Source organism: Alteromonas sp. ABH2_165, from assembly GCF_056159945.1.
Genome location: NZ_JBSWWF010000001.1, coordinates 291029 through 316759 on the forward strand (window position 1 = coordinate 291029; position 25731 = coordinate 316759).

Annotated in this window: 29 protein-coding genes and 1 tRNA gene; 25 read left to right on the forward strand and 5 right to left on the reverse strand. The window is 50.1% G+C overall.

Annotated features, from left to right (window positions below; all coding sequences use genetic code 11):
- Positions 1 to 160: 160 nt before the first annotated feature.
- The 12 genes from ACXAFQ_RS01185 (at position 161) to ACXAFQ_RS01240 (ending at position 10309) form a co-directional block, all read left to right on the forward strand.
- Complete coding sequence (locus ACXAFQ_RS01185; RefSeq protein ID WP_474817780.1) at positions 161 to 1681, forward strand: YHS domain-containing protein; 1521 nt, start codon at positions 161 to 163, stop codon at positions 1679 to 1681.
- Between the two features lie 31 nt (positions 1682 to 1712).
- Complete coding sequence (locus ACXAFQ_RS01190; RefSeq protein WP_474817781.1) at positions 1713 to 2072, forward strand: phenol hydroxylase subunit P4; 360 nt, start codon at positions 1713 to 1715, stop codon at positions 2070 to 2072.
- 1 nt (position 2073) lies between these two features.
- On the forward strand, positions 2074 to 3132 hold the full coding sequence (locus tag ACXAFQ_RS01195; RefSeq protein ID WP_474817782.1) for a 2Fe-2S iron-sulfur cluster-binding protein: 1059 nt from the start codon (positions 2074 to 2076) through the stop codon (positions 3130 to 3132).
- 153 nt (positions 3133 to 3285) lie between these two features.
- Positions 3286 to 4746 carry a 2-hydroxymuconic semialdehyde dehydrogenase gene (locus ACXAFQ_RS01200; protein ID WP_474817783.1) on the forward strand — a complete coding sequence of 487 codons (1461 nt, stop codon included), beginning with the start codon at positions 3286 to 3288 and terminating at the stop codon, positions 4744 to 4746.
- Positions 4747 to 4756: 10 nt separating this feature from the next.
- Complete coding sequence (gene dmpE / locus ACXAFQ_RS01205; protein WP_474817784.1) at positions 4757 to 5554, forward strand: 2-oxopent-4-enoate hydratase; 798 nt, start codon at positions 4757 to 4759, stop codon at positions 5552 to 5554.
- The gene (gene dmpH, locus ACXAFQ_RS01210) at positions 5551 to 6345 is read left to right on the forward strand and encodes a 2-oxo-3-hexenedioate decarboxylase (RefSeq protein ID WP_474817785.1); all 795 of its coding nucleotides are present in this window, start codon (positions 5551 to 5553) and stop codon (positions 6343 to 6345) included. Before dmpE ends, dmpH begins: the two co-directional genes overlap by 4 nt.
- A 13-nt stretch (positions 6346 to 6358) precedes the next feature.
- Positions 6359 to 6580, forward strand: coding sequence for a tautomerase family protein (locus tag ACXAFQ_RS01215; protein WP_474817786.1), 222 nt, complete (start codon positions 6359 to 6361; stop codon positions 6578 to 6580).
- On the forward strand, positions 6577 to 7494 hold the full coding sequence (locus ACXAFQ_RS01220; protein ID WP_474817787.1) for an acetaldehyde dehydrogenase (acetylating): 918 nt from the start codon (positions 6577 to 6579) through the stop codon (positions 7492 to 7494). The genes ACXAFQ_RS01215 and ACXAFQ_RS01220 overlap by 4 nt, the downstream gene beginning before the upstream one ends.
- Complete coding sequence (gene dmpG / locus ACXAFQ_RS01225) at positions 7494 to 8531, forward strand: 4-hydroxy-2-oxovalerate aldolase (RefSeq protein WP_474817788.1); 1038 nt, start codon at positions 7494 to 7496, stop codon at positions 8529 to 8531. The genes ACXAFQ_RS01220 and dmpG overlap by 1 nt, the downstream gene beginning before the upstream one ends.
- Before the next feature lie 160 nt (positions 8532 to 8691).
- On the forward strand, positions 8692 to 9444 hold the full coding sequence (locus tag ACXAFQ_RS01230; RefSeq protein WP_474817789.1) for an SDR family oxidoreductase: 753 nt from the start codon (positions 8692 to 8694) through the stop codon (positions 9442 to 9444).
- A gap of 44 nt (positions 9445 to 9488) precedes the next feature.
- Complete coding sequence (locus ACXAFQ_RS01235) at positions 9489 to 9905, forward strand: tautomerase family protein (protein WP_474817790.1); 417 nt, start codon at positions 9489 to 9491, stop codon at positions 9903 to 9905.
- Positions 9906 to 9973: 68 nt separating this feature from the next.
- Positions 9974 to 10309, forward strand: coding sequence for a 2Fe-2S iron-sulfur cluster-binding protein (locus ACXAFQ_RS01240; RefSeq protein ID WP_474817791.1), 336 nt, complete (start codon positions 9974 to 9976; stop codon positions 10307 to 10309).
- 33 nt (positions 10310 to 10342) lie between these two features.
- Here the strand turns inward: ACXAFQ_RS01240 and ACXAFQ_RS01245 are convergent.
- A tRNA-Arg gene (locus tag ACXAFQ_RS01245) sits at positions 10343 to 10417 on the reverse strand.
- A gap of 118 nt (positions 10418 to 10535) precedes the next feature.
- On the reverse strand, positions 10536 to 11702 hold the full coding sequence (locus ACXAFQ_RS01250; protein ID WP_474817792.1) for a flagellar assembly protein T N-terminal domain-containing protein: 1167 nt from the start codon (positions 11700 to 11702) through the stop codon (positions 10536 to 10538).
- Positions 11703 to 11928: 226 nt separating this feature from the next.
- Here ACXAFQ_RS01250 and ACXAFQ_RS01255 point away from each other — a divergent pair, with 226 nt between their 5' ends.
- On the forward strand, positions 11929 to 12405 hold the full coding sequence (locus ACXAFQ_RS01255; protein ID WP_070127091.1) for an LPP20 family lipoprotein: 477 nt from the start codon (positions 11929 to 11931) through the stop codon (positions 12403 to 12405).
- A gap of 107 nt (positions 12406 to 12512) precedes the next feature.
- On the opposite strand, the gene flgN is transcribed toward ACXAFQ_RS01255, so the two are convergent.
- The 3 genes from flgN to flgA form a co-directional block, all read right to left on the reverse strand.
- A complete protein-coding gene (gene flgN, locus ACXAFQ_RS01260) occupies positions 12513 to 12944 on the reverse strand; it encodes a flagellar export chaperone FlgN (protein WP_474817793.1) in 432 nt (143 codons plus the stop codon).
- A 10-nt stretch (positions 12945 to 12954) separates the two neighbouring features.
- A complete protein-coding gene (flgM, locus tag ACXAFQ_RS01265; RefSeq protein ID WP_070127087.1) occupies positions 12955 to 13290 on the reverse strand; it encodes a flagellar biosynthesis anti-sigma factor FlgM in 336 nt (111 codons plus the stop codon).
- A gap of 102 nt (positions 13291 to 13392) precedes the next feature.
- Entirely contained in the window at positions 13393 to 14127 is a 735-nt protein-coding gene (flgA, locus tag ACXAFQ_RS01270) for a flagellar basal body P-ring formation chaperone FlgA (RefSeq protein ID WP_474817795.1), read from the reverse strand.
- 166 nt (positions 14128 to 14293) lie between these two features.
- Between flgA and ACXAFQ_RS01275 the strand changes: the two genes are divergently transcribed.
- The 12 genes from ACXAFQ_RS01275 (at position 14294) to flgK (ending at position 25727) form a co-directional block, all read left to right on the forward strand.
- Complete coding sequence (locus tag ACXAFQ_RS01275) at positions 14294 to 15214, forward strand: chemotaxis protein CheV (RefSeq protein WP_474817796.1); 921 nt, start codon at positions 14294 to 14296, stop codon at positions 15212 to 15214.
- A gap of 18 nt (positions 15215 to 15232) precedes the next feature.
- Positions 15233 to 16066: a CheR family methyltransferase gene (locus ACXAFQ_RS01280; RefSeq protein WP_474817797.1), complete on the forward strand. Its 834-nt coding sequence runs from the start codon at positions 15233 to 15235 to the stop codon at positions 16064 to 16066.
- 95 nt (positions 16067 to 16161) lie between these two features.
- The gene (gene flgB, locus ACXAFQ_RS01285) at positions 16162 to 16569 is read left to right on the forward strand and encodes a flagellar basal body rod protein FlgB (protein ID WP_070127082.1); all 408 of its coding nucleotides are present in this window, start codon (positions 16162 to 16164) and stop codon (positions 16567 to 16569) included.
- The gene (gene flgC / locus ACXAFQ_RS01290; RefSeq protein WP_070127081.1) at positions 16569 to 16991 is read left to right on the forward strand and encodes a flagellar basal body rod protein FlgC; all 423 of its coding nucleotides are present in this window, start codon (positions 16569 to 16571) and stop codon (positions 16989 to 16991) included. Before flgB ends, flgC begins: the two co-directional genes overlap by 1 nt.
- A gap of 24 nt (positions 16992 to 17015) precedes the next feature.
- On the forward strand, positions 17016 to 17705 hold the full coding sequence (locus ACXAFQ_RS01295) for a flagellar hook assembly protein FlgD (protein ID WP_070127079.1): 690 nt from the start codon (positions 17016 to 17018) through the stop codon (positions 17703 to 17705).
- A 14-nt stretch (positions 17706 to 17719) separates the two neighbouring features.
- Complete coding sequence (gene flgE, locus ACXAFQ_RS01300) at positions 17720 to 19105, forward strand: flagellar hook protein FlgE (protein WP_474817798.1); 1386 nt, start codon at positions 17720 to 17722, stop codon at positions 19103 to 19105.
- Between the two features lie 131 nt (positions 19106 to 19236).
- Positions 19237 to 19980 carry a flagellar basal body rod protein FlgF gene (locus tag ACXAFQ_RS01305; protein WP_474817799.1) on the forward strand — a complete coding sequence of 248 codons (744 nt, stop codon included), beginning with the start codon at positions 19237 to 19239 and terminating at the stop codon, positions 19978 to 19980.
- A 47-nt stretch (positions 19981 to 20027) separates the two neighbouring features.
- Complete coding sequence (flgG, locus tag ACXAFQ_RS01310) at positions 20028 to 20816, forward strand: flagellar basal-body rod protein FlgG (protein ID WP_070127076.1); 789 nt, start codon at positions 20028 to 20030, stop codon at positions 20814 to 20816.
- 11 nt (positions 20817 to 20827) lie between these two features.
- Positions 20828 to 21508, forward strand: coding sequence for a flagellar basal body L-ring protein FlgH (gene flgH, locus ACXAFQ_RS01315; protein ID WP_474817800.1), 681 nt, complete (start codon positions 20828 to 20830; stop codon positions 21506 to 21508).
- An 11-nt stretch (positions 21509 to 21519) separates the two neighbouring features.
- On the forward strand, positions 21520 to 22632 hold the full coding sequence (locus ACXAFQ_RS01320; protein ID WP_474817801.1) for a flagellar basal body P-ring protein FlgI: 1113 nt from the start codon (positions 21520 to 21522) through the stop codon (positions 22630 to 22632).
- Positions 22632 to 23585, forward strand: a complete 954-nt coding sequence (gene flgJ / locus ACXAFQ_RS01325; protein WP_474817802.1) for a flagellar assembly peptidoglycan hydrolase FlgJ — start codon at positions 22632 to 22634, stop codon at positions 23583 to 23585. Before ACXAFQ_RS01320 ends, flgJ begins: the two co-directional genes overlap by 1 nt.
- Before the next feature lie 18 nt (positions 23586 to 23603).
- The gene (gene flgK, locus ACXAFQ_RS01330) at positions 23604 to 25727 is read left to right on the forward strand and encodes a flagellar hook-associated protein FlgK (RefSeq protein WP_474817803.1); all 2124 of its coding nucleotides are present in this window, start codon (positions 23604 to 23606) and stop codon (positions 25725 to 25727) included.
- Positions 25728 to 25731: the final 4 nt, after the last annotated feature.

Genomic DNA, 25731 nt, shown 5'->3' on the forward strand with positions numbered 1-25731 from the left:
CTCTTGGTGGGGGTCTGGTCGCAGCAGAAACCTTCTGACAGCATGGATGCTGTCAGAGAGCCCCCAGGGATGGGTTCACGGCGTGTTTCTGAGGTGACCAGACCTTCTCCAAGCGGCCTCGCGTTCCGCCCGCTTCGGCTGCAAAATTTTGGAGAGAGTAATGGATATTCAGAAGAAACCTAAAAAACTCAGCATCAAAGAAAAGTATCGCATGATGACCCGGGATCTGGCCTGGGAACCGAGCTATCGCACCAAAAAAGAAATTTTCCCTTATGTGGATTATGAGGGCATTAAGATCCATGACTGGTCGAAGTGGGAAGATCCGTTCCGCATGACCATGGATTCCTACTGGAAATATCAGGCAGAAAAAGAGCGGAAATACTACGCGATTATTGACGCTCACGCGCAAAATAATGGCCACCTCAATATTACGGATGCCCGTTATCTGACCGCGCTGAAACTGTTTCTGCAGGGCATCAGTCCGGGTGAGTATGCGGCGCATCGTGGTTTTGCCCGTGTGGGGCGAGAGTTTGCCGGAGTTGGTCCGCAGGTAGCCTGTCAGATGCAGGCCATTGACGAGATTCGTCACGCCCAGACTCAGGTTCACGCCATGTCGAACTACAACAAGTTCTACAACGGCTTTGCCTCCTTCGCTGAACAACGTGACCGTATCTGGTATACCTCTGTACCGCGCAGCTTCTTCGATGATGCCATGTCTTCCGGCCCCTTTGAGTTTCTGGTGGCAATCGGCTTCTCATTTGAATACGTGCTGACCAACCTGCTGTTCGTACCTTTCATGTCCGGTGCCGCCTATAACGGCGATATGGCAACGGTGACGTTTGGTTTCTCTGCTCAGTCCGATGAAGCCCGTCATATGACTCTTGGACTGGAATGTATCAAGTTCATTCTTGAACAGGATCCGGACAATATCCCTATCGTGCAGAAGTGGATTGATAAGTGGTTCTGGCGCGGCTGCCGTTTGCTGACCCTGGTTGCCACCATGATGGACTATATGCTGCCCAAGCGCGTGATGTCCTGGCGTGAGGCGTGGAATATTTATGGCGTAGAGAACGGTGAAGCGCTGTTTAAAGATTTGGCACGCTACGGCATACGCAAGCCCATGCACTGGGACGACGTGGAGAAATCCATCGACCATACCTCTCACCAGTTGATGCTGGGTCTCTATCAGTGGAAATTCGGTACTGCTTTCCACAGTTGGATCCCGACCGCAGAAGACTTCGAGTGGCTGAAGAAAAAATACCCGGACACCTTCGAGAAATATTATATGCCGCGCTGGGAGTACATCATCAAGCAGAAGGAGACCGGCAACGAATACAACAACTTCGGTTTACCGAAACTCTGTCAGACCTGCCAGCTGCCCTGCCTTTACACAGAACCGGATGATCCGACGCAGCTCGCCCATCGCGAGACCGTTTATGAAGGGGAGAAATATCATTTCTGCTCTGACGGCTGTCAGCACGTGTTTGAGCAGGAACCCGAGAAATTTGTTCAGTCTTGGCTGCCTATGCCTGGCCTGATGCAGGCGCCGCTGAACGGTGATCTGGCTGCCTGGATGGAGTGGGTGTCGCTGAATCCTGAAACCGATACTGGTGACTATCAGGGTTCTGAAGATCAGCAGAACTTTGACAAGTGGCGCCGTCAGGCCACGTCAAACAGCTGAAACCTATTGCAGGAAAATAAGGAGAACAATTATGTCTGTAGTAGCTAATGGTGAATACAAATTTGCTCCCCGCGATGCGGTGGAAAATTTTCAGGGTAACTATCTGCTGTTTGCCTGCTGGGATCAGCACATGCTGATGGCTGCCCCGTTTATGCTGTTTGCGTCACCTAAAGACAAACTAGGGGACATTATCGACGCTCAGCTTAAACCATTGATGTCACCGGACCCGGACTTCGAAAAAATTGACTGGAATACCATTAAATGGCTGAAAGACAACAAGCCCTGGACCCCGGACATGAACAGAACCGTGGAAGAGAATGGTCTGGGGCATAAAGATCAGATGCGTTTTACCACCCCCGGACTGGCGACGCTGATTTTAGGGGAGAGCTGATATGACTTATGAAGTCACTATCGAACCACTGGGGCAGACTATCGAGGTTGAGGAAGAACAGACCATTCTGGACGCAGCGCTGCGGGCAGGGATTTACCTGCCTCATGCCTGCGGGCACGGGCTGTGTGCCACCTGTAAAATTGATGTGCTGGACGGTGAGGTTGACCACGGGGAGGCATCCGGCTTTGCGCTGATGGATTTTGAGCGTGAGGAGAACAAATGTCTGGCTTGCTGTGCGCACCCGGAAAGCGATCTGGTCATTGAAGCGGAAATTGAGGAAGACGAAGATTCCCGCAACCTGCCTATCGCAGATTACGAGTGTGTAGTGAGCCGTATTGAGGATCTCACGCCTACCATAAAAGGGATATGGCTCAGGCTGAATAACCCAGATGCCATTGAGTTTCAGGCTGGTCAGTACATTCAGCTTAATGTGCCGGACGGCATTGGCAGCAGAGCGTTTTCCATTGCTAACAGTCCGTCACTGGATGGCGAGATTGAACTTAATATCCGGCAGGTTCCCGGCGGCGCTGCCACTACCTATATCCATGAAAAACTGCAGGTGGGAGATGAGATTTCTTTCACCGGGCCTTATGGCCGGTTTTTTGTGAAGAAATCAGCTGAAATGCCCATGATTTTTATGGCTGGTGGCTCAGGACTTTCCAGCCCACGCTCTATGATCCTGGAGTTGCTGGAAGAAGGCTGCGAGCTGCCTATCACCCTGATTTACGGCCAGCGCAGTAAAGAAGAGCTTTACTACCACAAAGAGTTTCTTGAGCTGGCAGTGAAGTATCCGAACTTTACCTATGTGCCCGCATTGTCAGACAACAAAAGTGGAAACTGGGAAGGCGAAACTGGCTTCGTTCATGAAGCCGCTCAGCGAGCCTTTGAAGGCAATTTCTCAGGACATAAAGCTTATTTATGCGGACCGCCGCTGATGATTGACGCCTGTATAAATACCCTGATGCAGGGAAGGTTATTCGAGCGGGACATCTACACCGAGAAATTTATCTCTGCCGCAGATGCCCAACAGGTAAGGAGCCCGCTATTTAAAAATATCTGAAGTAAATATTAATACTTTTAGAGTATCAAGAGTCGGTTTAAATGGTATTAGACGGTATAGAGCGTCAGGATTACACTCGGTTCAAGTGTTAGTAAGTTGTAAATTTATTTTATCAAAATCATCGTCAAGAACGTGAAATAAGCGAGTAGAACAATGCGCCAGATTCAGAATTTTATCAGAGGAGAATTTGTCGAAGCGGCTTCAGGAAAACGCTTCGATAAAGTATCGCCCGTTACCGGCGAAATCATTGCCAGCGTTGCCGAGGCCGGAAAGTCAGACGTCAACGAGGCAGTGCTTGCGGCGAAAGAGGCGCTTAATGGGGAGTGGGGCGCCATGACCACTGACGAGCGTGTTGCCATGCTCTATGAGGTGGCTGATGAAATTACCCGCCGTTTTGAGGATTTCGTGGAAGCCGAAATGGCCGATACCGGTCAGCCTCAGCATGTGATGCGCCATGTCTTCATTCCTCGCGGTGCCGCAAACTTCAAAATCTTCGCAGATACCATCAAAAACGTGGCGACGGAAAGCTTTCGTCTGGACACGCCGGATGGTGCTGGCGCACTGAACTATGGGGTACGCAAACCCAAAGGGGTTATTGGTGTTATCAGCCCGTGGAACGCGCCATTCATGCTGATGACCTGGAAAGTGGGTCCTGCGCTGGCATGTGGTAACACGGTTGTGGTCAAGCCTTCTGAAGAAACCCCGCTTACCGCAACCCTGCTGGGTGAGGTGATGAATAAAGTGGGTGTACCGGCCGGCGTGTATAACGTGGTTAACGGTTTTGGTCCGGATTCCGCTGGCGAATTTGTTACTCAGCATCCTAAAGTCGACGGCATCACCTTTACCGGTGAAACCCGAACCGGTACTGCCATCATGAAAGCGGCGGCAGAAGGTACCCGTGATGTGTCTTTCGAGATGGGCGGTAAGAATGCCGGTATCGTTTTCGCCGACTGTGATTTTGATAAGGCCGTTGAGGGTATCTTCCGTTCAGCATTCCTCAATACCGGTCAGGTTTGTCTGGGTACAGAGCGTGTGTATGTGGAACGCCCAATATTCGAAAAATTTGTTCAGGCGCTGAAAGAAAAAGCAGAGGCCGTTTCCCTTGGCCGTCCTACCGATGCCGGTGTGAACTACGGCCCACTTATCAGTAAGGAGCATCAGGACAAGGTGCTGTCTTATTACAACAAGGCGGTGGAAGAGGGGGCAACCGTGGTTACCGGTGGTGGTATTCCGGAAATGCCCGACGGCGTAAAAGGCGGCAACTGGATCCAGCCCACTATCTGGACCGGCCTGTCTGATGATGCCACCGTCATTCGCGAGGAAATATTCGGTCCTTGCTGCCATATCCGCCCGTTCGACAGTGAAGAGGAAGTGGTGAAGCTGGCTAACGATACGGAATATGGCCTGTCTACCACCATCTGGACTCAGAACCTGGGTGTGGCCCATCGCATGGCAGAAAACGTTGATGTAGGGATCTGCTGGGTGAATTCCTGGTTCCTCCGTGACCTGCGTACCGCCTTTGGTGGCACTAAGCAATCCGGTATTGGCCGTGAGGGCGGTGTGCATTCGCTGGAGTTCTATACCGAGCTGCGCAACGTCTGCATCAAGATGTAAGGAGACTGACATGGATAATCAGTTAATTAATAAACTCGGCGACGAACTGTACGAAGCTTTCGTTTCCAGAAATACCCTGACGCCTTTCACCGAGCAATATCCGGATATCACGTTGGAGCACGCCTACCGCATTCAGGAGCGCTTTATTCAACGTCGGCTAAACAGCGGTGAAACGGTGACCGGAAAGAAAATCGGTGTTACCAGTGCCGCAGTGCAGAAAATGCTCGGCGTGTTTCAGCCGGATTTCGGCATCCTGACCAGCAAGATGGTGTATCGCCAGGGCGAAGTCATCGATCTCAACGGTCTTATTCAGCCAAAAGCAGAGGCTGAACTGGCACTGGTGCTGAAAGAAGATCTTATCGGCCCCGGAATCACGCCGGTAGACGTGATGCGTGCCACTGACTACGTCAGCCCCTGTTTTGAAATCGTCGATTCCCGCATCACTGACTGGAAAATCAAAATTCAGGATACGGTGGCAGACAATGCCTCATGCGGTGTTTATGTATTGTCCGATCAGAAACTAGACCCGCGCAAGGTGGATATCACCATGTCCGGTATGACCCTTTATAAAAACGGTGAACTGTTCTCAACCGGAGTCGGCGCAGCAGTTCAGGGTTCGCCCTTCAATGCTGTCGCCTGGCTCGCTAATACCCTCGGCGAACTTGGCATTCCGTTTAAGGCCGGAGAAGTCATTCTGTCCGGTTCTCAGTCCGCGCTGGTGCCGGTGACTGACGGCGACGAACTGACCTGTACTCTTGGCGGTATCGGTGAATGCTCAGTGCGATTTGAAGGGAGAACAGCACGATGAAAACACAATTGACCCAGGATCAAATTACCCGGTTCTGTGAGCGTGTGGAAGGCGCACAGAACCGTGCCTATGCCATTCCGAAACTGACCAATGAATTTGCGGAGATGACCGTTGAGGATGGTTATTTTGTGCAGAATGCGCTGCGTAAACGCTTCCTGGAGCAGGGCCAGCGCCTGGTGGGCTGGAAGGCCGGTTTGACCTCAAAAGCCAAAATGCAGCAGATGGGCGTATCGGTGCCGACTATCGGCTTTCTGACTGACGCTATGAGTGTACCGGAAAATACCGCGGTCGATACCGCAGAAATGGTTCACCCCCGGGTAGAGCTGGAAGTGGCGTTTGTGACTAAGGCCGAGTTGTCTGGCCCCGGATGTACCGCATCTGATGTTCTGGCGGCAACAGATTTCATTCTGCCTGCTATCGAGGTAATCGATTCACGCTACGAAAACTTCAAGTTTGATTTGCCCAGCGTAGTGGCGGACAACTCGTCCTCTGCGAAATTTGTCGCCGGTGGACGCCCTCGTTATGCCGAAGATGTGGAACTGGATCGTCTTGGCGTCGTGCTGGAAATCAACGGTGAAATCGTTGAAACCGGCTCTTCTGCGGCGGTACTTGGCCATCCGGCAGAAGCGATGGCCATGCTGGTCAATATTCTCGCGGATATGGGCGAAGTGTTGCCTGCCGGCAGTTTTGTGATGAGCGGTGGCATTACAGCGGCAGTGGCTGTTAAGCCCGGCGACTCTGTGGTAGCCCGTTACCAGGAACTTGGCAGCGTCAGCGTACGCTTCACTTGAGCAGGAGTGACTCATGCCAATAATTGAAATGCATATGATGAAAGGTCGTACCGATGAGCAAAAACGGTGTGCAGCCAAAGCAGTGACGGACGCCATCGTAGAATCTCTCGGTGTGAAGAAAGAGTCTGTTCGCATTCTTATTACTGAACATGGTGACTGCGACTTCTTCGTATCGGGTCTGACGATGGCGGAGCGAAATCACCAGCGCGAATTAAAACTGGAAGGAAATTTATGATGAAAAAAATCAAATGTGCCCTGATAGGTTCGGGAAACATCGGTACCGACCTTATGTATAAAGTCATGCGCAGTGACGTGCTGGAGCCGGTATGGATGGTAGGTATCGACCCGGAATCTGAAGGCCTGGCGAGAGCGAAGAAGATGGGCCTGAAAGTAACCGCAGATGGCGTTGATGGTCTGTTACCTCATGTTGAGGCGGATGAAATTCAGATCGCTTTCGATGCTACCAGTGCTTATGTCCATGCGGAAAACAGTCGTAAACTCAACGAGCTGGGCGTCATGATGATTGACCTGACGCCTGCTGCCATCGGGCCGCTTTGCGTACCGCCGGTAAATCTTAAGGAGCATGCCGCTAAACAGGAAATGAACGTTAATATGATTTCCTGTGCTGGCCAGGCCACTATTCCTATTGTTAATGCGGTGTCTCAGGTGCAGACCGTAGAGTACGCGGAAATTATTGCCAGCCTGTCTTCTAAGTCTATCGGGGCGGGTACCCGGGCAAACCTTGATGAGTTCACCTACACCACTTCAAATGCTATCGAGAAAGTGGGTGGGGCGAAGAAAGGGAAAGCGCTGGCGATTATCAATCCCGCAGAGCCCCCTATCATCATGCGTAACACCATCTACTGCCTGACGGAGGATGCGCCGGACGAAGCCAAAGTGCGCAACTCTATTCTCTCCATGATTGAGCAGGTACAGAAGTATGTGCCAGGCTATCGCCTGGTTAATGGTCCGGTTTTCGATGGCAATAAAGTAGCTGTGTTTATGGAAGTGGCAGGGCTTGGCGACTACCTGCCGAAATATGCCGGCAACCTCGACATCATGACTGCCTCTGCTACCCGCACAGCAGAGATGTTTGCCGAAGAAATACTTAACGGCACCCTGTTGCTGAAACCTGTGGAGGCTGCGTAATGAGTGAGCAGAGAAAAGTAATGCTGCATGACATGTGTCTGCGCGACGGCATGCATGCAAAAAAAGAACAGATCAGTGTTGAGCAGATGGTGAAAGTCGCCACGGCTATGGATAACGCCGGTGTACCGCTCATTCAGGTTACCCATGGCGCAGGTCTGGGCGGTAACTCATTGCAACATGGTTTTGCTATGGCCAGCAATGAGGAATATATCAGTGCTGTAGCTGCAGCGGTGAAAGAGACCATCATCTCGGTACTGCTTATACCAGGGCTCGGCACGATGAAAGAGCTGCGCTCAGCCTATGAAGCCGGAGCAAGAAGTATTCACGTTGCCACTCACTGTACGGAAGCCGATACCTCACCACAACACATTGCCTGCGCCAGAGAATTGGGAATGGACACGTCAGGCTTTCTGATGATGTCTCACCTGAACACGCCTCAGGGCCTGACAGAACAGGGCAAGCTAATGGAATCTTACGGTGCGCAGACTGTGTATATCACGGATTCTGCCGGTTACATGCTGCCTGCGGATGTGACTGAAATCATCTCCCGCCTCCGCGGTGAACTGAAACCGGAAACCGAGATTGGCTTCCACGGCCATCATAACCTGGGGATGGGCGTCGCCAATTCCATTGCGGCTATTCAGGCTGGTGCCACCCGCATAGATGCGTCGGTTGCAGGTCTTGGTGCAGGTGCCGGTAACACGCCACTGGAAGTGCTGGCTGCTGTGTGTGAACGTATGGGTATTCCTACCGGCTGCGACCTGTTTAAGCTGATGGACGTAGCGGAAGACATCATTGTTCCTATGATGGATCACATGGTTCGCGTTGACCGCGATTCCCTGACTCTGGGGTACGCTGGCGTGTACTCCACGTTCCTACTGCATGCGAAAAAGGCCGCAGAGAAATATGGCATTACCGCCCGGGATATTCTGGTCGAACTGGGCCGTAAGAAAATGATCGGCGGACAGGAAGACATGATTCAGGACACCGCCATGACGCTGGCCAAAGAAAAAGGCCTGCTAAAAGAAGCGAGCTAGTCTGAAGCGCGACCTGTTGAGGGGGAGTTCTGCTTTTAAAACCCTCCGCAACATGGATGTTGCGGCGGAGCGTCCATGGATGGATTCATCGCGAGTTTTAAAAGCAGAACTCTCGTCTCTCCAGAAAGTCGCGCTACCACGAAGTATGTAGGAGGTTTATATGTCCGAAAAAAAACTTGCTGTTGTCGTGGGAGCCACGGGAACTTTTGGTGTTGAAATTGTGCGTCAGCTTGGTGATGCCGGGCTGAATGTGCTTGCAGTCGGTCGGGACGCAGATGCGTTGTCGAGCCTTGCCAATCAGTATGACTACGTTCAGACCTGCCAGGCCGATATCAGTAACGACAGTGCGATTGCGGCTATCGGCAATGCCGTATCCGGCACGGTAGCCATGGTCGTTCACGGACCGGGTGTCGGCGTAGCCGGTGGAATAATGACAGCACCCACCGAGACAATGGTGGATGCAGTGAATATCAAAGTAGGCGGCATGCTGCGGGTAACCCGCGCAGTCCATGACCACCTCGAGGCTGGCAGTCGTCTGGTGGCCATCGGTGGTCACTACGGACTGGAGCCAACGGAGTATGCCGCATCAGCCGGTGTAGCCAATGCTGCTCTGGTCAACGTGATGCGTCAGCTGTCGCTGGCATATGGCGAGAAGGGTATTACTGCTCACACCATAGCGCCGGGCCCTGCAGATAGTGAGCGGCTTCGTCGGGTAGCATCGGCGCGGGCAGAACAGCGGGGTATTGATGTGGAAGACGTGCTTGATGAACTCAAAGCAGATTCATCGGTACGTCAGTTTACCACCGCCGATCAGGTTGCCTGGGCGGTGTGTAATCTGCTCGATCCCCGAGCCATCGCCATGACAGGCTCTACTATCATGCTGGATTCCGGTCGTCGTAAAGGGCTGCCCTAGGCTGCTCTTATTAACGTGACGAATATCGTCATAGGAGATGTTTTATGCCAATCGTTCACTTTCATTTACCAGAGCGTCTGGCCGGACGGGAACAGGTCGAGGCCGTTGCCGCTAAAGCCACGGCAATTTATGCAGAGGTGCTGGATAGTCCGGTAGAACGCATTCGTGTTTATACGCATATTCTGCCTGACTACTGTGTCACTGTGGGTGGCAAAACGCTGAATGCCGGCGCACCACCAGCACCGTTCTTTGAGTTTTTCGTCCTGAAAGGACGCTCACTTGAACAGCGCCATCGTGTTTCTGCGGGTTTTACGGAAATGTTATCGCTGACGCTGGGTTGTGATGCCAGCATTATTCGCGGTGTGTGTAATGAGGTTGAACCGGACAACTGGAGCATAGCTGGTAAGCCCGCTTCCGCCGTCCGACAAGGTGAGATAGCCAGTCGCGCAGGTACGCACTAAGCATTGATTGACCACTACCTCAATCCAGTAATAGACCTGCCGGCTTTGCCGGCAGCGGGAGAAAGACTATGCCTTTTAACGTCGATGTTACTAACAGCGATGAAACCTTCAACTGCCGAGCAGATGAAAACCTGCTCGCTGGAATGATGCTACGTTCCGGGAAATGCATTCCTGTGGGATGTCGCGGCGGTGGCTGCGGGGTGTGTAAGGTCAGAGTGATTTCCGGCCTGTGCAAGACCACAAAAATGAGCGCCTGTCATGTGACGCCTGAAGAGCAGGCAGAAGGGTATTTGCTGGCTTGTAAGGCACTTCCGACAACGAATATCGTAGTGGAGATTATCGGCAATATTCGTAAGAAAGTCTGTGAGCAACGCAAAAAGGAAGCGGCGGTTCTGCACAAGTAACCCCGATACTTCTGCGGATGTCAGAAATACTCATGGCGTCCCCGGCAGGAATCGAACCTGCAACTAAACCTTAGGAGGGTCTCGTTATATCCATTTAACTACAGGGACCAGAATTGCTTTTGTCTTTAATATCAAGCGTTCGCGCCAGTATAGTAAAATATCATGGTGCTGTCAGCCAGCAAGGCTGACTCGCAGATTTACTGAGACCGGCACAGGTTAGTCTGCTTTACCGTTTAGTCACAAAGTCATTGGGCTGGATATTGCCAATGATGCCATTGTCTACCGGCACCACGGTGGCACTGTCTACAGAGGCGCTGACGACTTTCACTTTTGTAGGATAAAGGTTGTACTGCAAGAAGTGCATGCCTTGGGGGTCTATGACTTCATTGGTTTTATAAAGCGTCAGCTCATCACCCGGTTGGATGCCATGAGCACGTCCAATCGATACCTGAAGTTGGTCACTGTTAACCGCCAGAACACGGCCTGTGGCGGGTTGACACGTCAGTTCGTGCTCAACGTCTTCAACGATGTTACTGAAAAGACGGTTAATGGCTTGGCCGTATTCACTCTGCCAGAATCGGGAGCTGCTGACATCAATTTGCTCAAAGCGATCAAACTCCCATAAAGCCTCGGTGCTGTAATTCTTTTGCATGAGCGTGGCACCATTCATACCGTCAACCAATGCCAGGTCCAGTGAAAACTGACGCAGTGCATCATCGCTCTGCCAAAATGCCAACGAGGAATGTTGGGGGCGTACAATGCTTAAATCTGTGATCGTGACTGCCAACACATATTGTGCCCGACTTTGTCGTGCCAGCGATGGTGCCTGAGCGAGAACGCTAGAGCGACGCCAGCGCACCGTATTAGGAACGATTTGCTGCAGTGAGGTATTATCAGAGTTGGCGACAAACTGCTGCTGAAGAGAGCGGGGTGCTTGTTCAGACAGCGCATGGATTTGCCCGTCTCCAGCTTGCTGCCGATGTTCAATGGGAAACCAGGTGGTGACTAACGTTTTTTGAAAGCCGGCTGCTTTACAGGTTACCGCCTTAGGAAAAATATCAGCTCGAATCGTTACCGTAACGTAGTCGCTATGCCATTTCTCATCAATCAGCTCTAAGTTATTCACCTCACCGCTGGCATTGATTTGAAGTCGATCTTCTTGCAATAAACCGTTAGTCAGCATTTGTACGCTTTGTACCGACGCGCCGGCAAACATCAATGCCTGTCGAATGGCCTCTTCGGTGGCTTTTTCTTTAGCTGCGATGCGGTTGCCTTGTTGAATCAATGCCTGTCCTCTTGCCTCGTACCAAGCGGCAGAACTTTGCCACGACAGCACGGCCAAGGTGCCCGTCAGTGCCACAGTTTTAACAAAGCGGAACAATGATTGATTCATATTGGCATTACCTTTACAAACACCTGATGGGTGCGAACAGTTAACTGCAAACCAATTGTCTGCGTTATAATGATCTCTTAGCAAAACTCAGCAAAAAACGTTCCTGAAATACTGTCTGAAATCTGACGCTCACTAACAAGGCACAGTTATTGCCTGCCTATCCAACATTCGAAACGTAAAGTATCGACACTCAAAAATAGAAACCCAGAGTAACGTTAGGTGAATTATGCGGACATTAATCAAAAAATGGGGAACGGCTTTTGGCGCGGGCTTGGCATTGTCGCTTACCGGTTGCTCTGGCCTTATTGATAAACATGTCGAGTGGGAAGTGGTTGAACCGGAAAGCTATCCGGTATTATCGGCTATCGGCTACGCGCCAATCGCTCAACAAATGGGGCAGACAGACAACGATCGTTCTTTGATGGCCATGAAAGCGTCAAAGCTTGATGCTTATCGCGAGCTAGCCGAGCAGGTTTATGGTCAACGCCTCGATGGTGAGCAGTCTGTCGCGAATATGATCATGCAGAATTCCCAATTAAAAGCGTCTGTCGAGGGTGTGATCCGTGGCGCGCGAGTAGTGAAGAGTTATCCGGTAGGGGAAGACACCTACGCGACTGAGCTGGAGTTAGATATGCGCAAGGTATACGACATCTATCTGACCACGGCGAAGCCTAAACGGATAAAAGACGTAACCTACTACTAGTTTGATTTCGGAAATAAAGCCTGATGAGGTTTATTCCCCTTTAGATATAACAAAGCCCGTTTACACGGGCTTTATTGTAAATAATTGTCTTGTTTTTTTGTATGTTCTTAGGCACTTACGCCACGACCCAAACCTGAACCTTTCGGTTTTCCGCTTTTATCATAGGTCAGTGATTCTTTCGCGCGTACCTCCAACATCAAATTGCGCAGATGCGTGAGTCTTAATTGACCCTGCTCAACGGCTTTCTGATTCACTGAAGTGCGGTACTTACATTCTTCCAGCAGCTTTTTAGCTGTAGCGATGAGTTCTGAAACGTCGTCTGGCACCGACGATTCATTAACCAGCGACTGATATTGCTTACTAATGCTAATATCACTCTGCTGTATGGTGTCGAGGGTCTGCTCTTTCTCCTTGAGCAAGTTCATCAAAGCTTCAGCGTCACGGCTGCTGATAAGGTGCAACTCCTGCTCAAGTAACAACGCCAGATGCTCTAAATTAGCAATCTGTTGTTGTAAGCCTGAAAGCAAGTTTTGCGACATAATTTACCTATTAAGATTTGATGCCAAACACCTGCGCTTCTAATCGCGCGATTTTGTGCGCAAGCGAATCAGCATCGATTTTATACTCACCACTTTGAATGGCTTTCTTCAACTTGTCGACCTTTTCCTGATTAACTGGCGCCTCAGTGCCTTTTTTCTGCACCTGACTCAACTGCTGAGCTGACTGAGTCAAAGAAACAGAATCCTGACGTGGTGCAACAGTTTGCGCCGTTTTGGCGGCAGCTTCTTGCTGCACTGCAGACTGGGTCTGTGCTTGCTGATTATTCAGCTTCGCATTGTCGATGGGTGCCTTAGGGGCCCCATTGTTTACATTATTAATTGCCATAAATTTTTCCACTACCAATAACACCTCATACACGTTATCGGCTGAACCTGTCGCTTCTTTAACCTTTTTGGCGTATTTCTTAAAATATTTTCTAAGGCTGAATTACAGGTTTACAACGACGGTTTGCGTGCTGGCCACTTCGGCAATAATTGCTTTGTTTGAAGACGCATTTATAACCTGAATATTATCGCCGATGACCCCGTCCTGTCTAGCGATACCGGCGGTTTTTACCTGCATGCCGCCACCTTGTGCACTGATGGTTATTCGATCACCTTTACAGACAAAGCATAGCATATTTGCCTGAATAGGTTGTCCATTGCGCACTCGTCTTTTCATTCTGGCGCCGAGTAGTTCATCTGCCGACGAATAACTGGTATGACGTAACTGGTTAACATCGACTTCGGCTAACCGGAGATTTTCTGATGTAAGCAAGCTGCCGGGGCTGATGAGCCCTGCGGTTACCACGACGGTTCGTGTTCGTGAGACCCGGGCATTGGTAAATAGATACCAGTCATTATTGCCACAGCTCACACGCACAGAAATGTAACTTTGGCGCAGAGAAGCAGGCTCTGCATGATAATTAAAAGGCGTATGGCATACCGGAATTTGAATGCGATCATCAATGGCTACCATATTTATCGATATATTTTCTTGTTCTGAGTCGTTGCCGATTGCGTTTAATAAATAACGCTCTGCACCCTGTTCAATTTTTTCTCGCAACTGGCTGCCCGACTGCGCAAACACAGGGTTTGAGACTATGTTAAGCAGCAAAACGAAAGCAAGAAGACGAAACTTACTTAAAGTAATGACCATTTTTTTCGATAACAATTTATGCATGATGACTTTTTTCGTGTTCACTTCACTTTATTTTGACTATGATTAAGAGCAGGATCGAATGGTACGAAAAGTCACTATCGTCACTTTTTTGGCGATTCTGCTTTTAAACAAAGAGTGATAAGGTGAAACGCAATGTTCGTGCCCAATTTTAAATTAGAGGTGATGTATGTCAGGCATTCTTGATTCCGTTAACCAGCGCACGCAGTTAGTGGGGCAGAACAGGCTTGAACTTCTGTTGTTCAGACTCAATGGCCGTCAGCGCTTTGGCATTAACGTATTCAAAGTGCGAGAGGTATTGCAATGTCCGCCTCTTACCGCAATTCCAAAGCTGAATTCCTTGGTTCGTGGTGTCGCGCATATTCGCGGCCAGACCATTTCCGTTATCGATCTCAGTATGGCAACCGGTGGGCGTCGTATTGAAAACCTCGATACTGCCTTTATCGTGATTGCTGAATACAACCGCTCCGTTCAAGGCTTTCTGGTGGGGGCGGTGGAACGCATAATTAATACAAACTGGGACGCAATCATGCCGCCGCCGCAAGGAACCGGCCGTGCCAGTTATCTCACCGCGGTGACTGAGGTGGACAAAGAGTTAGTAGAAATACTCGATGTAGAAAAAATTCTGCATGAGATTTCTCCGCTTAAAGCCGATGTTAGCGACTCCATTGCTGAAAATCTCGATACTACCGGCAGTGAAGATAAAATTATCTTTATTGCTGATGACTCTTCTGTTGCTCGCAGCCAGGTTAAGAAGTCACTTACTGCACTGGGCCTGAAGATGGAGCTGGCTAAGAACGGTCTTGAAGCGCTCAATCGTTTAAAAGAAATTGCCGCTGAAACCGGAGATGTCACTGACAAAGTTGGCGTGTTGGTTTCAGATATTGAAATGCCAGAAATGGATGGCTATACCTTAACGGCCGAAATTAAAAACACCCCTGAGTTGCAAAAACTCAAGGTGGTTTTGCACACATCACTCAGTGGCGTATTTAACCAGGCCATGGTGCAAAAGGTTGGCGCCGACGATTTCATTGCGAAATTCCATCCTGACGAATTGGCCACAGCCGTGGGCAAATGGTTAAAAAAATAAGTACGAGGGCAGGGAAGTTTGAAAAACAAAGAAGTTTCAGCCGATAGTTATCGTCAGTTTGGTGCGTTTTTGCAGCAGCAGTGTGGCATTTCACTGGGCGATAACAAGCAATATCTGGTAAGAAGTCGGCTGTCTTCGTTAATGTACGAATTTAATTTTGACAGTATTGACGAATTAATTGCTGCTGTTATTCGCGGTGCAAACCGCAGTCTACTGCAAGCTGTACTTGATGCCATGACCACCAACGAAACCCTGTGGTTCCGAGATGGCTATCCTTACGAGTTACTTATCAATACTATTCTTCCCAAATTTGCATCAGAAAATCGACGTCTTCGTGTATGGAGTGCGGCTTGTTCATCAGGACAAGAGCCGTACTCTATCGCCATGTCTGTTCTGGAGTATCAACGACAGAACCCTGGCACATTGCGTGGGGGCGTCGACATCACCGCAACTGACCTATCGTCTTCTATGCTGGATAAATGCAATAAAGGCGTTTACGACGAATTGTCTTTAGGCCGCGGCTTATCCTCTGAGCGTCGTCAGCGCTATTTCTCCCCTAATGACGAAGGCATGATGCAGGTGAATCGTGAAGTCAGGGATATGGTGACGTTTAAAAGCCTCAACTTACTGCATAGCTATACCGGCCTAGGTCGATTCGATATTGTATTCTGCCGCAATGTGCTCATTTACTTCCCGGCGGACGTCAAGCAACGCATACTGCAACAAATTGCCGCCCAGTTGCAGCCAGAAGGCGTTCTTTTCCTCGGTGCTTCAGAATCCATTGGTGAAGCGGCTTCCTTGTTTACTATGGTTAAATGCCGTCCAGGCCTTTATTACCAACGCAAGAAATAATCTGTCCTCATACTCATTCAGCGTCAAAAAATACTTGGCACTTCATTTGCAGTTGATTTCGGGAATGTCGAAATACGTGCAACCGGAGTCTTTGAATGGCCATCAACCTCGATAATCTCGTTGGCTTTCATCAAAAAGCAATCAACATCCGTGAAGAAAAAATGGAAGTCATTGCCGGAAATCTGGCAAATGCCAACACGCCTGGCTACAAAGCCCGTGATATTGATTTTAAACAGGCAATGGAAAGCGCACGCCATGTTCAGCAGCAAGGTAATCTTACTCGCACCCACGATAACCATATTGGTGGCTCGCTGAGTACAAGCAGTTTCGACATCGACTACCGAATTCCAAATCAGCCAGATACCGGTGACGGCAACACCGTTGAGGTACAGTCTGAGCGAAATGCCTTTCTTGACAATGGAATGAGATATCAGGCCAGCCTGAAATTTCTGGAAGGAAAGCTGAAGGGTATGAAGAAAGCCTTGAGTGGAGGGCAAAGTTAATGAGCCTGTTTAATGTAATGTCGATCTCGGGTACAGGCATGGAGGCAGAAAGTGTCCGCCTGAATACCACCGCCAGTAATATTGCTAACGCGAACAGTGTGAGTAGCAGTTACGAAGAAACGTACAAAGCCCGACACCCGGTTTTTGCCGCTGAGCTGGCTCGTGCATCAGAAGATCAGACCAAAGGGGTTGGTGTTCAGGTGAAAGGCATCGTCGAGAGTGATGCGCCTCTGCAAATAGAATACGCACCGCACAACCCTATGGCAGACGAAAACGGCTATATCTACAAGCCTAATGTCAACATTGTTGAAGAAATGGCAAATATGATGTCTGCCTCAAAGGGTTATGAAACCAACGTGCAGGTAGCAGACACAACGAAAAGATTATTTCGTCAGGTACTGCAATTAGGCAGTGGCCAGTAAGTCGGTTAAGCAGAGGATTTTATCGTGAGTACGATTACTAATACCCCAGGGCTGAACACTGACCTCTACTGGCAAGAAGAAGGCGTCGCTGTTTCTGACGGTAGCGAACAGCGACTTTCTCAGGAAGATTTCTTCTCGCTACTGACAGAGCAGCTTGCCAACCAGGATCCAACCAAGCCCGTTGATAACGACCAGATGGTGGCGCAAATGACGTCATTTACTATGGCCGACGGTATTTCTTCACTGAATGAGAAGTTTGAGTCTTTCGCCGCGTCTATGACCTCGAATCAGGCTCTGCAGGCGTCCAGTCTTATCGGACAACAAGTACTGGTTGAAGGTAACGTGGGTTACATGTCAGAAGAAGGTGCTGGATTCAGCGGTGTGCTGGTAAATGAGCAAACGGTACAGGATCTCAAAATCAATATTGAGAATCAGTACGGTGAAATTGTAAAAACCATGAATGTGGGGACGCAGGCTGCAGGCAACATTCAGTTTGCCTGGGATGGTACTGACAATAGCGGCAATGCCATGCCGGCAGGTGAGTATGTGATCAGTGCCAACGGGAGTGTTGACGGCGAGGGTACCTCGGTGCCTATCGCAGTAAACCGCCAGGTAGGCAGCGTAAGTATGACTGGCAGCAGTCAGGGCATTATTTTGAATTTGGCGGGTGATGTGAGCATAAGTCTTGGCGACGTCATCCAAATAGGCAGTTAGTAGGAGAAAGAGTTATGTCTTTTAATATTGCACTTAGTGGCGTTTCTGCCGCACAGAAAGATCTCGACGTCACCGCCAACAACATTGCGAACGTCAACACCGTTGGTTTTAAAGAGTCGCGTGCAGAGTTTGGTGATGTCTATGCATCGTCACTCCTGGCGGGAGCAAAAACCAAAGTGGGTGATGGTGTACTGACGCAAGAAGTGGCGCAGCAGTTTTCTCAGGGTAGTTTGCAGTTTACCAATACCGCATTGGACTTAGCGATTACCGGTAATGGTTTTTTCGCCACAGTACCAGAGATCACTTCCCGGGATTTCTCATTTACCCGTGCTGGCCAGTTTAAGCTGGATGAAGATAACTTCGTGGTTAACAGTAACGGCGACAACTTACTTGGCTTCCCGGTCAATACCGATGGTACCAGTTCTTCAGTCGCTTTAAGTACAACGGTTCCGGTACGCATTCCAGATTCATCAGGTTCGCCTCAGCAAACCAGTGAAGTGGATATTCGCATGAACCTGCCTGCGGGTGATCCTGCATTAGATCCAACTCAGTTTAATCCAGATGATCCACTGACTTACAACGCAGCGACTTCCGTTACTGTTTACGATTCGCTGGGTGACAGTCATGTAATGACCTACTATTTCATTAAAGATCCGGCTTCGGCGACAACGAATGACTGGTATGTAGCCACGGCGATCGATGACAATCTGATTGATATGGTCAATTCCGACGGTACCGATTCTGACGTTGCCACTGCGACTAACACCGTGGGTACGGCTTCAGGTTTTCCTGTAACGGCGGCAAAAATGTCATTCAGCCAGGGCGGTGACTTTGTTTCTATTCAAGCTGCAGATGGTGTATCGAGTTCCGATTTTAAAATTCAGACAGAAGCATTAGGGGGAACCATTCTCTCTAACGGTTCTGATCCTACGCAGCAAATCAGTATCGACTTCAACCTCGATCCTGCTGGCGCGACTACCCTTGAACCCACGCAGTTTGCGTCAGCCTTTGAAGTAACATCGTTAGAGCAGGATGGCCTGCCAGTCGGACGTTTGACGGGTATCGATATCGGCCCTGACGGCCTGGTAAGAGCGACTTTCTCAAACGGTACGTCAGAGCCAATTGTTCGCGTGGCATTGGTTCGCTTTTCTAACGAGCAGGGCTTAACGCAGCAAAGTAGCACGCAATGGAAAGAGTCGATTGCGTCGGGTGAAGCTCTCGCCGGGGAAGCAACCACAGGCACCTACGGTGAAATCAATTCGTCAGCACTGGAACAGGCGAACGTTAACCTGACAACAGAGTTGATTGACTTGATCATCGCTCAGCGTAACTTCCAGGCTAACTCCCGTGCATTGGAAGTGAACAATCAGCTTAACCAGACCATTCTGAATATCCGATAATTTGCACCTCTTAGAAGGCCGGCATCGCCGGCCTTTTTTTCTATCTATTCTCACCTCTTTACGCCAATTTACTTTTGGCATCTGAATTGCAATCACCTTGGTATTGTTAATCAGAACGTCAAAAGTCAGTCATGGATAAATTACTCTATATCGCTGCAAGCGGCGCCAAACAAGACCTGTTGGCCACGGGTGTACGTGCCAATAATCTGGCGAATGCACAGACCACGGGTTTTCGGACTCAGCTTGAACAGGCAAGAGCAATGCCGGCCTACGGCGAAGGTTTGCCGACTCGGGTGTTTTCCATGACCGAAAGCCCTTCTCATAACTATGAGTCCGGCGCCATGGTGCAGACCAACCGTGACCTTGACGCAGCCATCCAAGGCGACGGCTGGTTCTCTGTTCAGGCTGCCGATGGTCAGGAAGCGTATAGCCGTGACGGTAGTTTTCAGCTGGGCCCCGACGGCATGTTGACAGATATGCATGGGAATATCGTGATGGGCGATAACGGCCCGATCTTTTTGCCGGTGCCGTTAGATAACCTGAATATTGCCATGGATGGAACCATTTCTACCCGCCCCGTTGGCGCGCCAGAAAACGTATCTGAAGAAGTGGGTCGTCTGAAACTGGTAAACCCGGATTTAGACAATATGGAAAAAGGGTATGACGGATTGTTCCGAACCAAAGATGGCGTTCCCGCAGACGCGGACCCGAATGTCATGGTGCGCACAGGCATGCTGGAAGGCTCAAATGTGAATGCGGTGGATGAGATGGTCAATATGATCAGCTTACAGCGTCACTATGAGATGCAGGTAAAGATGATGAAGCAAGCTGATGAACTCTCAACGCGTGGCAATCAGTTGCTTCGTATTATTTAATTTTTAACTAACGATCACATGCACATGCGAGTGGTCAGGAGGTCGATATGCACCCTGCGTTATGGATAAGTAAAACTGGGCTAGACGCCGCACAAACCGACGTTGCTACGGTATCCAATAACCTGGCAAACGCCTCGACAGTAGGCTTCAAAAAAGATCGTGCGATTTTTGAAGATTTGCTTTACCAAAATATAAACCAACCTGGCGGACGTTCGTCTGCAGATACGGAAATGCCTTCAGGTCTCATGTTGGGGTCGGGTTCTAAGGTGGTTGCCACGCAGAAAGCGCACACCCAAGGGAACATGCTAACCACAGAAAATGCCCTCGATATGTCCATTCAGGGGCGTGGATATTTTGAAATCCTGCAACCTGACGGCACCATTGCTTATACCCGTAATGGTCAATTTACGCTTAACGATCAGGGGCAAATTGTTACCTCTGGCGCAGGCTTTTTGTTGCAGCCAGAAATTGCGGTGCCTGAAGATGCGCAGCAAATCACCATTTCACAGGACGGTGAGGTGTCGGCCACTATTCGTGGCCAGGCCGATGCTCAGGTCTTAGGTCAGCTGAATATTTCAGACTTTGTTAACCCCACAGGCCTGCAACCCACCGGGCAAAACTTGTTTGTGGAAACCGCTTCCAGTGGCGCACCTATTCAAGGTGTTCCCGGATTGCAGGGGCTAGGCACCATCTCGCAAGGCACGCTGGAAACCTCCAACGTTAACGTCACGGAAGAATTAGTGAACCTGATTGAAAGTCAGCGTTTGTACGAGATGAACTCGAAAGTCATTTCTTCTGTTGACCAGATGCTTGGTCAGGTGATTCAGCAGCTTTAACAGGTGACATTATGCGGATCCTTGGTTTTATCGCACTTAGTATGATGCTGGCCGGTTGCAACAGTTCGCCGCAGCCGCCGGTACAGGCGAATGATCCGGCCTTTGCGCCGGTGATCCCGGATATCCCTCAGGAGCACATTACTGAGGATGGCGCGCTGTTCAGACCTTATATGGCGAACAGTCTGTATTCTGACGTTACCGCCCGTCGTGTTGGCGACATTATTACGGTAACACTAAGTGAGAATACGGCGGCATCAAAGACTGCGGACACCACAACTGCGAAAAATACGGGTGTGAACGTGCAGCCCATCACTGGTCTCGGGGGTAATCCCATCAATATCGGGAATGAATCTATTCAGCTTGGTTTGAATGCCTCGAATGATTTCACTGGTAATGCCCAGGCGAACCAGAGTAACAGTTTGCAAGGCGCCATTTCTGTCACCGTTGTCGACATTATGCCGAATCAAAACCTGGTTATCCGCGGTGAAAAGTGGTTAACCCTGAATCAAGGGGATGAATACATCCGCCTTACCGGCATCATTCGTCCTTCAGACATTAGCCCGGAAAATGAGATTGTTTCTACCCGTATTGCTAACGCCCGCATTCAATACAGTGGCACGGGCAGTTTTGCTCGAGCGCAGGAGAAGGGCTGGCTTACCCGTTTCTTCTCATCTGAAATCTGGCCTTTCTAGGAGTATCCGGTATGCGTTTTTTGACTTACCTCACAGCCTTTTTGCTGGCTGCCATGCCGGTTATCGCCAGTGCTCAACGTATTAAAGACGTAGCCAGCATCCAAGGGGTGCGTAGCAACCAGTTAATCGGCTACGGATTGGTTGTGGGTCTACCGGGTACTGGTGAGCAAAGCCCGTTTACAGAGCAAAGTTTCCGTACCATGCTGAGCAATTTTGGTATTAGTCTCGACCCGAACACCAAGCCTAAAATTAAGAACGTGGCAGCCGTGGCGGTACATGCCGACCTACCCGCTTTCATTAAACCAGGACAAAAGATTGACGTTACCGTTTCGTCTGTGGGTGAAGCAAGTAGCCTGCAGGGCGGCACCTTACTACAGACGTTCCTTAAAGGGGTTGACGGCAAAGTGTATGCGGTGGCCCAGGGAAGCTTAGTGGTAAGCGGTTTTGGTGCCCAGGGCGGTGACGGTTCACGGATTGTGGTAAACACGCCTACTGTTGGCAGAATTCCTAATGGCGCGCTGGTTGAGCAAACCGTGCCGTCCGGCTTCGCAAACGGCGACACGCTAACACTCAATTTGCATTATCCCGACTTTTCAACGGCCAAGCGATTAGCTGATACCATCAACGAACGCCTTGGCGCGCAGCCTGAACAAGGCTATGCCATCGCTACACCTATCGATGCTGCATCAGTGCGTGTGTCGGCGCCCCGTGACGTAGGTCAACGAGTGGGTTTTCTGGCGGTACTTGAGAATTTTGATTTCGAGCCTGCAGATGCACCGGCTCGCGTGGTGATTAATAGTCGTACTGGCACCATTGTTATTGGTCAGGACGTTCGCTTACTGCCCGCTGCTATTACCCATGGTGGTTTAACGGTCACGATTGCTGAAAATCAACAAGTGTCTCAACCGAATGCGCTGGCCGATGGCAACACGGTCGTCACCACACAGTCTATCGTGGATGTCGATCTGGCCGACAGCAGAATGTTCAAGTTCCAGCCTGGCGTTACCCTGGATCAATTAGTCCGCGCGGTAAATGAAGTAGGCGCAGCCCCCGGTGATTTGATGGCTATTCTTGAGGCACTCAGGCAGGCCGGTGCCCTGCGTGGCGAACTGGTCATTATCTGATGGACATGCAAAACACTTCACGTAGCCAATTGGAAATGGCCCGCAATGCGAACGACATTGGTGGGTTGAACAACCTGCGTGAAGCCATGGCAAGTGGCAACGGTGAAGTGTTGCAAGAAGCTGCCCAGCAGTTTGAAGCGATATTTGTGCAGATGATGCTGAAGTCCATGCGTAAAGCGCAAGATGCACTTGCCGATGAAGACAGCCCATTTAATTCGGAACAAGTAAAGTTTTACCGTGATATGCATGATCAGCAGCTTGCCGTCGATTTGTCCAGCAACGGCGGCCTTGGTCTGGCGGATCTCATCGTTAAGCAGCTCGGTCAATTAGATCCGAATTATCGCCCAGCCAGCACCATTAGGGCTGATGGCAACATTGAATCTTTAAACCAGGCTCGCGCCGAGTCTGTTACCAAGGCACAGGATACGGTGTTGGAATCTGCGTCGAAGGGTACCAAGTCTGCCTACAAGGCGGCCATGTTTGAAAACCAGGAAAGTTTTGTTGAAGCCTTGTATCCCCATGCAGAAAAGGCGGCTGAGATGCTTGGCACAGATGCTAAGGCCATTATCGCGCAAGCCGCGGTGGAAACTGGTTGGGGACAGTTTGTTATTCACGATCAGGAAGGAAATAGCACCCACAACCTTTTCGGCATTAAAGCGAACCGTCAATGGCAAGGTGAGCAAGCGGTGGTAGATACCCTTGAATTTAGCAATGGTGTGCCCGAGCGTCGCAAGGCCGCATTCAGGCAGTATGACAGTCTGGAAGCCGGCCTTGCCGACTACGTGAACTTCATTCGTTCTCAGCCTCGCTATCAGCAAGCCGTAGAAAAGGGCGCTGACACGTCGCAGTATTTCTCTGAATTGCAGCAGGCCGGGTATGCCACCGACCCCAACTATGCCGAAAAAGTCATGGCGGTGTATCGCAGTGATATTGTCCAGGGCTTCCAGCCTTAATTACCGGAGTGCAGATAAATGATTCGCGCTGATCTTTTCAACATTGCTACCAGCGGCGTAAATGCCAGCAGTCAGCTACTGAACTCTACCTCGAACAATATTGCCAACGTGAATACCGAAGGCTACGTGCGAGAAAGAACGGTATTTGAAAGCACAACACTTGGCGGCGTTGGTCGGGGAACGACTGAGCGGGTTATCAGCATCTTTGCGCAAAATCAGCTGCGTCGCGACACTACCTCGGTGGGAGAGCTGGAAACCTTCGTTGAAAAAACCGCGTCGTTGGATAATTTGCTCGCCGGCGAAGCCAATTCTATTGCCAATGGGCTCAGCGAGTTTTTTGCCGCCATACAAACTGCTTCCGATGACCCAACAAATCTGGCGTCCAGAGAGGCCGTGCTAGGTAAAGCAACAAGCATGGTGGCGCGGCTTAATTCCATTTCAGACTTTATGGAAGCGAAAGAAGAAGAGCTGAATCTGGAATTTACCAGTCAGGTTGAGCGCGCCAATAGCTTGATCACAAATATCGGTGAATTGAATGTTGCCATTGTCACTGCGAAAGGTGGCAGTAACTCTGAGCCAAGTGCACTGCTCAACGAACGTGACAAGGCCATAAACGAACTCGCGGAACTCATGTCTATCGAGGTGCGAGAAAATCAATATGGCGCTTCGGTAATTAACTTATCTTCCGGCGAATCATTGGTTCTTGAGAATGGCGACTTCAACGTATTTGAACTGGGGAACGACGCCGATCTCAATTTCAAAGAGTTGCAGTTGGCTACCCATTTCAATTCTCAAACCAAATCCGAAACGGCAATAAATATCAACGAAGCCTCTGTGGGTGGTTCGTTGGGCGGGCTCTTTCGTTTTCGTGATGAAATTTTGGGTCCAGCCCAGCGGGACGTAGGGCAAATAGCCCTGGCGATGGCTGATGCTGTTAACTCTCAAAATAAATTGGGAATGGATTTAGATCTTCAGCTTGGTGGCGATATTTTTGCTATTCCCGAGTTTACCGGACTGAACTACACCGGTACGCCCGATAATTTGCCCGTTAGTGGCCGAATCATTCCGGGGCAGGGCAGCGACATTACTGATGCCGACTATAAAATTACCGTTGATGCGGTAAATGGTAGTGGTTACCCCACTTCTGTCACCCTCACCATGATCAACAGCGACGGTACGCCGAAAAAGCTGGCCGACGGCAGTGACGCCATCTTCCCGTCTATAGCCATTAATGCCGGCTATAACGACTTGCCTGGTGGGATTCAAATTGAGTTTCAATCTGCGTCCGGACACAGCGTTGGGAATGAATTTCTGATCCAGCCCACCAAGTATGTGGCTTCTGATATTGCGCTTGCCACCGAACGCCCGGAAGATCTGGCGTTTGCAGCCCCTATACGTGCTGAAGCCAGTTTATCCAACTTAGGTGATGCGCAGGTTAAGCAAGTCACCGTGTCTAATACGGTGGTGGACGCCGCGCTTGGTAGCGAAGCCTCAGCATTCGATGGTGCGGGTGGTATTCATAATGCAGCCAACGCGCCAGGCGGCACAGTTGGTGCACCTGCGCAAATTGTATTCACGTCGGCAACGGATTTTCAGGTTCTTGATGCCGCTGGCGCGGTTATCACCAACGTGTCAGGGGTAACAGACTACGACAACCTTTTAGCTCAGGCGGAAGCCACGGGTAGTGGTCCAGCATGGCCGGCTGCGTTCAGTGCACTTGATGATTACCCTGGTTATGACGTGAGTTTGTCAGGCGTACCGGTACCTGGCGATAGCTTCAACCTCACCTATAATACAGATGGTGTGGCAGACAACACCAATGCGGAAGTACTGGCTGGATTGCAACGGGAAGGCTTGGTACAACTAAGTGCCGACAGCAGTAACAAAACTCGTACATTCCATGATGCTTATTCGTCTTTGATTGGCCGGGTGGGGGAAAAAACCGCCACGGCAGAAATTTCTTTGGAAGCTGCCGAAGCTATGAAAGTGCAGTCTGAAACCTGGTTTGATTCCGTTTCCGGCGTCAGTCTCGATGAAGAAGCGGCAAACCTGGTGCGTTATCAGCAATCTTACGCTGCAGCGGCAAGGATCCTGACAACGGCACAAGATTTATTCGATACGATTTTGTCGGTAGTGAGGTAGTGTA